Annotated in this window: 7 protein-coding genes and 1 pseudogene; 5 read left to right on the top strand and 3 right to left on the bottom strand. The window is 49.0% G+C overall.

Annotation, left to right across the window (positions count from 1 at the left end):
• Nucleotides 1-266: 266 nt before the first annotated feature.
• Entirely contained in the window at nucleotides 267-509 is a 243-nt protein-coding gene (locus B4967_RS00375; RefSeq protein WP_083022935.1) for a hypothetical protein, read from the bottom strand.
• 550 nt (nucleotides 510-1059) lie between these two features.
• Between B4967_RS00375 and B4967_RS18185 the strand changes: the two genes are divergently transcribed.
• The 5 genes and pseudogenes from B4967_RS18185 to B4967_RS21140 form a co-directional block, all read left to right on the top strand.
• Nucleotides 1060-1356 (top strand): hypothetical protein, encoded by a 297-nt coding sequence (locus tag B4967_RS18185; RefSeq protein ID WP_207953559.1) that lies wholly within the window; start codon nucleotides 1060-1062, stop codon nucleotides 1354-1356.
• Between the two features lie 212 nt (nucleotides 1357-1568).
• Nucleotides 1569-2129 carry a hypothetical protein gene (locus B4967_RS18180; protein ID WP_207953558.1) on the top strand — a complete coding sequence of 187 codons (561 nt, stop codon included), beginning with the start codon at nucleotides 1569-1571 and terminating at the stop codon, nucleotides 2127-2129.
• A 64-nt stretch (nucleotides 2130-2193) separates the two neighbouring features.
• Entirely contained in the window at nucleotides 2194-3315 is a 1122-nt protein-coding gene (locus tag B4967_RS00365; RefSeq protein WP_207953557.1) for a hypothetical protein, read from the top strand.
• A 46-nt stretch (nucleotides 3316-3361) separates the two neighbouring features.
• Nucleotides 3362-3823: a hypothetical protein gene (locus B4967_RS18175; RefSeq protein WP_207953556.1), complete on the top strand. Its 462-nt coding sequence runs from the start codon at nucleotides 3362-3364 to the stop codon at nucleotides 3821-3823.
• Between the two features lie 92 nt (nucleotides 3824-3915).
• A pseudogene (locus B4967_RS21140) lies at nucleotides 3916-4158 on the top strand (hypothetical protein); the annotation flags it as partial.
• Nucleotides 4159-4583: 425 nt separating this feature from the next.
• Here B4967_RS21140 and B4967_RS00355 read toward each other — a convergent pair.
• Both B4967_RS00355 and B4967_RS00350 read right to left on the bottom strand, forming a co-directional pair.
• Nucleotides 4584-5681: a tyrosine-type recombinase/integrase gene (locus B4967_RS00355; RefSeq protein ID WP_243470234.1), complete on the bottom strand. Its 1098-nt coding sequence runs from the start codon at nucleotides 5679-5681 to the stop codon at nucleotides 4584-4586.
• Between the two features lie 228 nt (nucleotides 5682-5909).
• Nucleotides 5910-6809 (bottom strand): YicC/YloC family endoribonuclease, encoded by a 900-nt coding sequence (locus B4967_RS00350; protein WP_083022934.1) that lies wholly within the window; start codon nucleotides 6807-6809, stop codon nucleotides 5910-5912.
• Nucleotides 6810-6904: the final 95 nt, after the last annotated feature.

Genomic DNA, 6904 nt, shown 5'->3' with positions numbered 1-6904 from the left:
GACAGTTGCTGCCCCATGCCATGTCAAGGGGTATCGCCAACGTAAGCCATTTGTACAACGAGATGTGCCATGAGTCATTCTCCAGACATAAAAAAAGCGCCGACCAAAGGCCAGCGCGAGAAAGTGAATAAGCGGATCATTCGCCCCACACAGGGCGAACAACGATGGGCTAAGCGTTAGGTGCTAAAGGCGGATAGACGTCGCGGTAGGTGCAGCCGCAAGACAAGCATAACCATGGTGTCCCGCTACCTACTGGCAGCCACTGCTTAAACAATGAGGTGGCGATGCGCGAGCCGGTTTGGACCACCGGCCACGGCCCCCATCATGGCGGCAGGCAGTTTTGCCAATGGAAAGCGAGTCACAGTTGGCGGCGGTGGGCCGGTGATGGCTGTCGCTCTCCATGCGCCAATAGCACCGCCGATCAAGGTGCTGCCCACCACGCTCACGCGTTGGGCAGTCTCCAGGTTCAGCATGCGCGTTGATGCACAACGTTTACAGGGTGGGGGCATATTGAAGCTCCTATGCAGAGGAAAAAGTTTCCAGTGGGGTGGATGCATAGGAGTGATATAGGCCGAAATTTTTTGGCTTCTTCTTGGCACGTCAAATAGCTGCGGTATTTAATTAAGCGCAGTGCGACATTTTTTGTCGCATGGCAGATAGATAATCCTGTCCATTGTTTAAGCAGTTACTAGTTTCGGGCATGTGCCTACATCACAGGAGATTAGCACTTGTACAGTCGACTCTGTCTACTGATGAGAAATGTGTCGCCTTCATTTCAGGTTGAGCCCACATAGCCTAATAAACTTGAAATTTTCTTCAAGTATTGCTGAAATCGACCGACATTAAGTTATATTTGTCATATTGAGCAAGGAGATAAGTACAACCAGAGCAGCGGTTGAGCGCACAAGGGCAGTCTAATCACTTGGGCCGACTGTTTAGTTTTTTATATGGCACCTAGCTGAAAAAATAGGAACTGTATTGCAGTACACAGACTGCAATTTTCATAATTAATCATAAGGAAATTCTATGCCGCTTCCCTTCATTCTTGCTGGAGCAGCCTTGGCCAGCGCTGCCTATGGCGCAAAGAAAGGCTACGATGGTTATCAGAGTCACTCAGAAGCCGATAAGATCGTGACCGATGCCAAGCAGCGCTACGATGAAAAGCGAGAGGTGTTTGACGAGCACGAGCGCGCGACCACTATGGCACTTGAGGTGCTTGGCAAACAAGAGCTTGAGATTGGTCAGCGTATCGGTGAGTTCAAGGTTTTGGCTGATAAACTCCAGCAGCAAATAAATGCGGGCCGCGAGAAAAAGCTGAAGGTTAATATTCCCAAGCATAAGCTCCAAAGAAATTGAAGAGTACAGCTACACCGCTGTTGGTGTGCTGGGAACAGTTGGCAGGTGCAGGCTCCGCTGGTGTAGCAGCCGGATTTGCAGTCTACGGTGGAGTAATGGCTCTGGGGGCTGCTTCTACGGGCACCGCGATATGATCACTCGCTGGAGCCGCCGCGACAAACGCAACCTTGGCAGCCATAGGTGGTGGCTCTCTAGCCACAGGTGGGTTGGGCATGGCAGGTGGTACCGCCATTCTCGGAGCCGCTGTTGCTGGTCCGGTCTTGGCTATTGCAGGTTGGGCTTATAATAGCCATGGCGAAGAAGCTCTTAGGAATGCTCACAAAGCGAACAGAGAGGTCAATGAATCGATTGAGAAGTTAGAGCAGGCCGTTGCGCATCTTAGCCGCACAACGTTGTATGTAAGCAAGATCAGTGGCTCTTTGACTTCTATCAACAATCAGTTCAATTTATATTTCGATCAGCTCAAGGAAATTGACAGCCACCTTCAGGACATCAAAAACCAGAACCTCAATGTGTCTCAAGAGTTGGGCAAGCTCAATGACAATATTATGCGAACCATTGAAAATGGTTATGCGTTAGCAAGTATTCTGGTGGATCTTATTACCACACCGATATTCAAAGTGAAGGAAGTTGAAGGTGAGATGGTCATGGATGAGAACGGGGTGCCTGTGATGAAGACAGATGCAGAAGGTTCCATGATACTTAATGAAGGCGAATTGGATCATCAGCTTGAAAAAGCAACATCCAATGCGGGAGACATTTCAGCCGCTTAGTATATTACGATGGTGGGCGAGAGCTCCCCATCTTATATTTAAACTATCTTACATGAGCCTCCCTATGCATTCTTCATCGCAAGATTTTGACTGGACCAAAGAGCTTGAAAAAACTATTGTCAACAGTTTGGCGACAAGCTTCGGACTAGACTTTCTTCTTTTCGAGGACAAAGTCGGGGGAAACGTAGATACCATTAATAATGCTCGCCAGGGGATCTGGGCTACTGATGCAGAAAAGCAACGCTACGAGCAGCGCGAAAAATATGACTCACACCCCTACCATAAACATGAGAACTATATAAATACTGGTAAAAAAGATAAGTTATTACACCAGACTGGAAAACTTCACGACCCCTATCGCAACATTACCATGGGGGCAGCCGATGAACGCCATCTCGACCATGTAATCAGTGCCAAAGAAGTTCATAATGATGCAGGGCGTGTCTTGGCCGAGCTTGATGGCGTGAATTTAGCAAATCAGGACAGTAACCTCCAGTCTACACAAGGCACAATCAACAGATCCAAGAATGCAACATCTATTGATGCTTATCTAGAAAGACTTCCTGGAACAATAAATACCCACAAAAAAAATTTGGCTAGTAAACGCCATAAACTAGAAAACCACCCGCGCATCACTCCGCAGCAGCAGCATGAAGCGCGCAAGCTGGAAGATGAACTTCGAAATACTGAAAATAAGATTCAGCAGCTTAAAGACATCGATCCAGACAGCATGCGGAAGCGTGACAACGAGCCCAGAAAGCCCTATGAACAGCAGATTAATCACTCATACTACACCAGCAGTAAGTTCCTGAAACAGACTGGTAAGGCATCAGGCATAGCAGGCTTGAAGATGGGAACACGTCAGGTATTGGGGTTAATCATGGCTGAGGTCTGGTTCGAATTACGCGAGCAGATCCCTGAGTTGTTGGAAAAGAGCAAAGAGCAATTCGATTTTTCATCTTTTATCGACAGCATCAATAAGACGCTAAAAGGTATTTGGATACGAGTCAAGACACGTTTCCAGGATTTCCTTACGGCCTTCAAGGATGGTGTTTTTGGGGGAATATTTGCCAGTCTCACAACCACGCTTTTCAACATGTTTGCTACCACGCAGCGCATGGCGATCAAAATCATCCGCGAGGTCTGGGGTCAGTTGGTCCAAGGCGATCAAGCTGCTGATTTTTAACCCTGATCAGTTAGGTTTTGTCGATCTGTGTAAAGCCGTAGTTTCCGTGCTGTCCATTGGGGCCGCTACAACGGTGGGGACTATCGTCTATACCCAGCTATTGCCAATATTTAATTTTCCTTTGGGCGCCGAACTGGCAGCTTTTAGCAGTGCGTTAGTAACGGGCATTGTCACTTTAGGGCTAAACTATTTCATTCTCCATAGCAGCATAGCGAAAAAAATCTGGACATACACAGAATCTATTATGCCGCATGCTGAGACAGTGGCTAAATTCCAGGCGATCAACACAGAGCTTGACCGTTATCTTACTGAGCTAATTAAAATAGAGTTCGGTTTAAATCCGCAAGAACTTGAAGCGTTTTCGCAAGACCTAGTAGCTTGTAATAGCGAGATTCAACGCAGCATACACTTGCAGCGAGAAGTGGCGAAAAGGGGCATTGAGCTACCTTTTGAAATGGGAAACTCTGAGAGCACACGAAATTGGTTGGCATCATGCATCACCGGATAAAAGAATTCCCCTGTACTCAATGCGGGCTGTGTTGCCAAAATGTTAATTTGGCGGTTGAGACCAGTAGCCTTGACCGGTGAGACGGCACTTGTAAGCATTACAGAGATACTGATAAAAGCTGTACAATTTATACCGATAGACCTGACATTTGTCGGGTCGACCGGCAGTATGATTTGCACTATGCAGACAAATTTAGCTGGGATGAATTTATCGACTTGAATCTCAAAGTTTGTGATATTTTATTGCATGAATCCGAAACTCCATATCTAAATAAAGACAAACCCGGAGAAACGACACTGTTACCCGATAGAAATCTGTCAAAACCTGATCGCTGATAATCAAGCCACAAAAAGAAGCTCAGCATAACCTTTGAGCTTCAGTCTTCCACCTCATGAAAGCTGACTGCTAGGCAGAGTAAGAGTTGCCTGAAGACTACGCTTAGCCTTCTTTGAGGATTTTAGAGAACCCATACTTACTTTGTGTGTGCCGACCAACGTACCGGCAATGTTTCCAGGCTGGCAGACCGTATCGAGATTAAAGCTTAAAGACGCTCTGCAGTTCGCAGCGCAAGCAGGATAGGGACATATAGCCCCTCCAATAGATAGCCACTCATCAGCTTTCTTAACGTGTTTCGTAGTTTTCGTTGATAATCGGCTCAACCAGTTCTGTCACTCTACTCAAGGCACTTTTACGTTCCTCGTAATAGTCATATCGATCATAAACCCCTTCCACGCCTTTCAATTTGTGATTCAAGCAACGCTCAGCCAACATGGCCCGGTACACCTGCCCCAGCCAACAAGCTACGGCAGGTACGCCGCAAGTCATGCACCGTAAACTCGGGTAGATCACCCATTCTATTTTCAGGTTGCTGCTTCTTACCTGGCTCTTTACCAAATAGCTTGGCAATGGCTCGGTTCAGGGTATCCTTGCCCATATGGGGCTGCTTGCTGCTGCGACGGCTAGGAAATACGTAAGGCGAACCACAAGCACGAATGTGAAGCTCCTCTAACCAATCGACCGTCTGCGGTGGCAAAGGAATTGCAATCCCAACCCCTGACTTGCTGCGCTCTCCGGGTAAATTCCATTTCGCATTGTTCAAGTCAAATTCTGACCATGTGGCTTCTGTTAGCTCTGTTTTACGCACTCCAAGCACAACAAGCAGTGCGCATGCGAGATAGTTGTCACGCGTAAAGCTAGTGCGATTCTCTCTGAAAACCTCAAAGACAAACCTGAGCTCCTCAAGGCTAAGTGCTCTATCACGGCTTTTCTCAACCCCGCCCGCATCGTTGACGTTGAAAGCAGACGCAGGGTTATAGGTCAAAAGTCCTAGCTTGATGCCATGGTTAAATAGCTGCTTTAAATACATCAAAGCATCGTTTGCAATGGTTGGCCGACCGCTGCTCGTCACCTTTCTGACGATGGCACGTATATCCATAGGAGTAACGCTATCTAGCGATAACGAACCTATGGAGGGAGCAATATCCCTTTCAAATACACGCTTGGGGATATTGGGATGCTTGAGCCGCTTCTCTAGTTCCTGATACCAATCGTCGAACAAATCCTGCACCGTAGTACTGATGGTTATTTTTTCTTCACATCTGCGCTCTGTAAGAGGGTCCGTACCATTACGAATGGCTCTCTGAGTCTCAACCACCTGCTCACGAGCCTCAGCTAAGGAGAGGTGAGAGTATTTACCCAATGTCATGCCGCGACGCTTACCCGCGAAGGTATAGCGGCACATCCAATAGGCAGCGCCTGCCTTCGGAATCATCAAATACAATCCGTTGCCATCACCATAGCGCCCAGGCTTGGCTTCTCTGATCAATGATTGAATTTTCTTGGCGGTAAAGCTCCCCATCCCTCCCCCCTCTATTAACGCTTCAACACTTCCCCATTTTTCAAAATACTTTCAGTGAATTATGTAAAAATTGGGTAGTATTTTTAAAAATTCGGTCTAATTAGTGGGTAGCATGGCATTTCACTACCCACTTTACTACCCACTTAGCAGCGGCTTAAGCTGGGTACTGGAAGACAATCGTGTACAACGACTGATATAAAAATATAAAAAAAACAATGATTTATATAATCACCTAGACGAGAATGAATAATAATCAATATTCTGAATCTGCTCTCGCATCTGCTCAATCAGCACCTTCAGCTCCACCGCGCAGCGGGTTGTCTCTGCCACCACCGATTTTGACGAGAGCGTATTGGCTTCGCGGTTAAGCTCCTGCATTAGGAAATCCAGGCGGCGGCCTTTGGGGCCTTTTTGGGCGAGCGGGTGGCGCACTTCTTCAATGTGCGCCGTTAGGAGGTCTAGCTCTTCGTCTACGTCGGCTTGTTGGGCTGCCAGTACCAGCTCGGCTTCCAGGCGTTGGGGGTCGAGTTCGGTTTTGGCGATTTCTAAACGCTCTAGCAGCTGGGCGCGCTGGCGTTCCAGAATTTGCGGCAGCAGGCTGCGTACGGTGGCCACTTGCTCGCTCACTGCGTCTAGGCGGGTGGTGATCATCTCGGCCAGGTTTTCGCCTTCGCGGGCGCGGGCGTCGATCAGTTCATCCAGCGCTTGGTTAAACAGCGCTTTGGCGGCGGCTTTTAGGGCGTCTTGGGCGAGGTGCTGGGGTTCCATCACGCCGGGCTGGTTGAGCAGCGCCAGCGTGGTGGGCGGCACGGCGCTGCGCCCCTGCTGCTGAATGGCGGCCAGGGCGTCGGCAATCTCTTTTAGGCGCTGGGCGTTCACTGCCGGTGCTTGGGCGGTGTCGGCGCTCTCGAACCGCACGCTGCACTCTACTTTGCCACGGGCCAGGCGGGTACGCAGTGCTTCGCGCAGTGCCGGTTCTAAATCACGCAGGCTTTCGTGCAGGCGAAAATGTGGTTCTAGGTAGCGCTGGTTCACCGAGCGGATCTCAACTTGCAGGGTGCCAAACGGGGCGGCCTGCTCGGTGCGGGCGAAGGCGGTCATGCTGTGTACGCGGCGGGAAGCGGCCATAAGTCGATGCAACCTTTCCATCAATGTGATTCCGAACAGTCTAACCGATAGGCCCATCCGCGCACGCTCAGACGTGTACAATAGCGGGCTTTCCT

Source organism: Vreelandella lionensis (assembly GCF_002087295.1).
Taxonomy (GTDB): domain Bacteria; phylum Pseudomonadota; class Gammaproteobacteria; order Pseudomonadales; family Halomonadaceae; genus Vreelandella; species Vreelandella lionensis.
Note: the sequence above shows the minus strand (reverse complement) of the source record. Positions and strands in the feature narration are given on the sequence as shown.

Coding starts and splice junctions, on each gene's coding strand:
- B4967_RS00375 (WP_083022935.1), bottom strand. CDS start 509: ATGCCCCCACCCTGTAAACGTTGTGCATCAACGCGCATGCTGAACCTG.
- B4967_RS18180 (WP_207953558.1), top strand. CDS start 1,569: ATGGCAGGTGGTACCGCCATTCTCGGAGCCGCTGTTGCTGGTCCGGTC.
- B4967_RS00365 (WP_207953557.1), top strand. CDS start 2,194: ATGCATTCTTCATCGCAAGATTTTGACTGGACCAAAGAGCTTGAAAAA.
- B4967_RS00355 (WP_243470234.1), bottom strand. CDS start 5,681: ATGGGGAGCTTTACCGCCAAGAAAATTCAATCATTGATCAGAGAAGCC.
- B4967_RS00350 (WP_083022934.1), bottom strand. CDS start 6,809: ATGGCCGCTTCCCGCCGCGTACACAGCATGACCGCCTTCGCCCGCACC.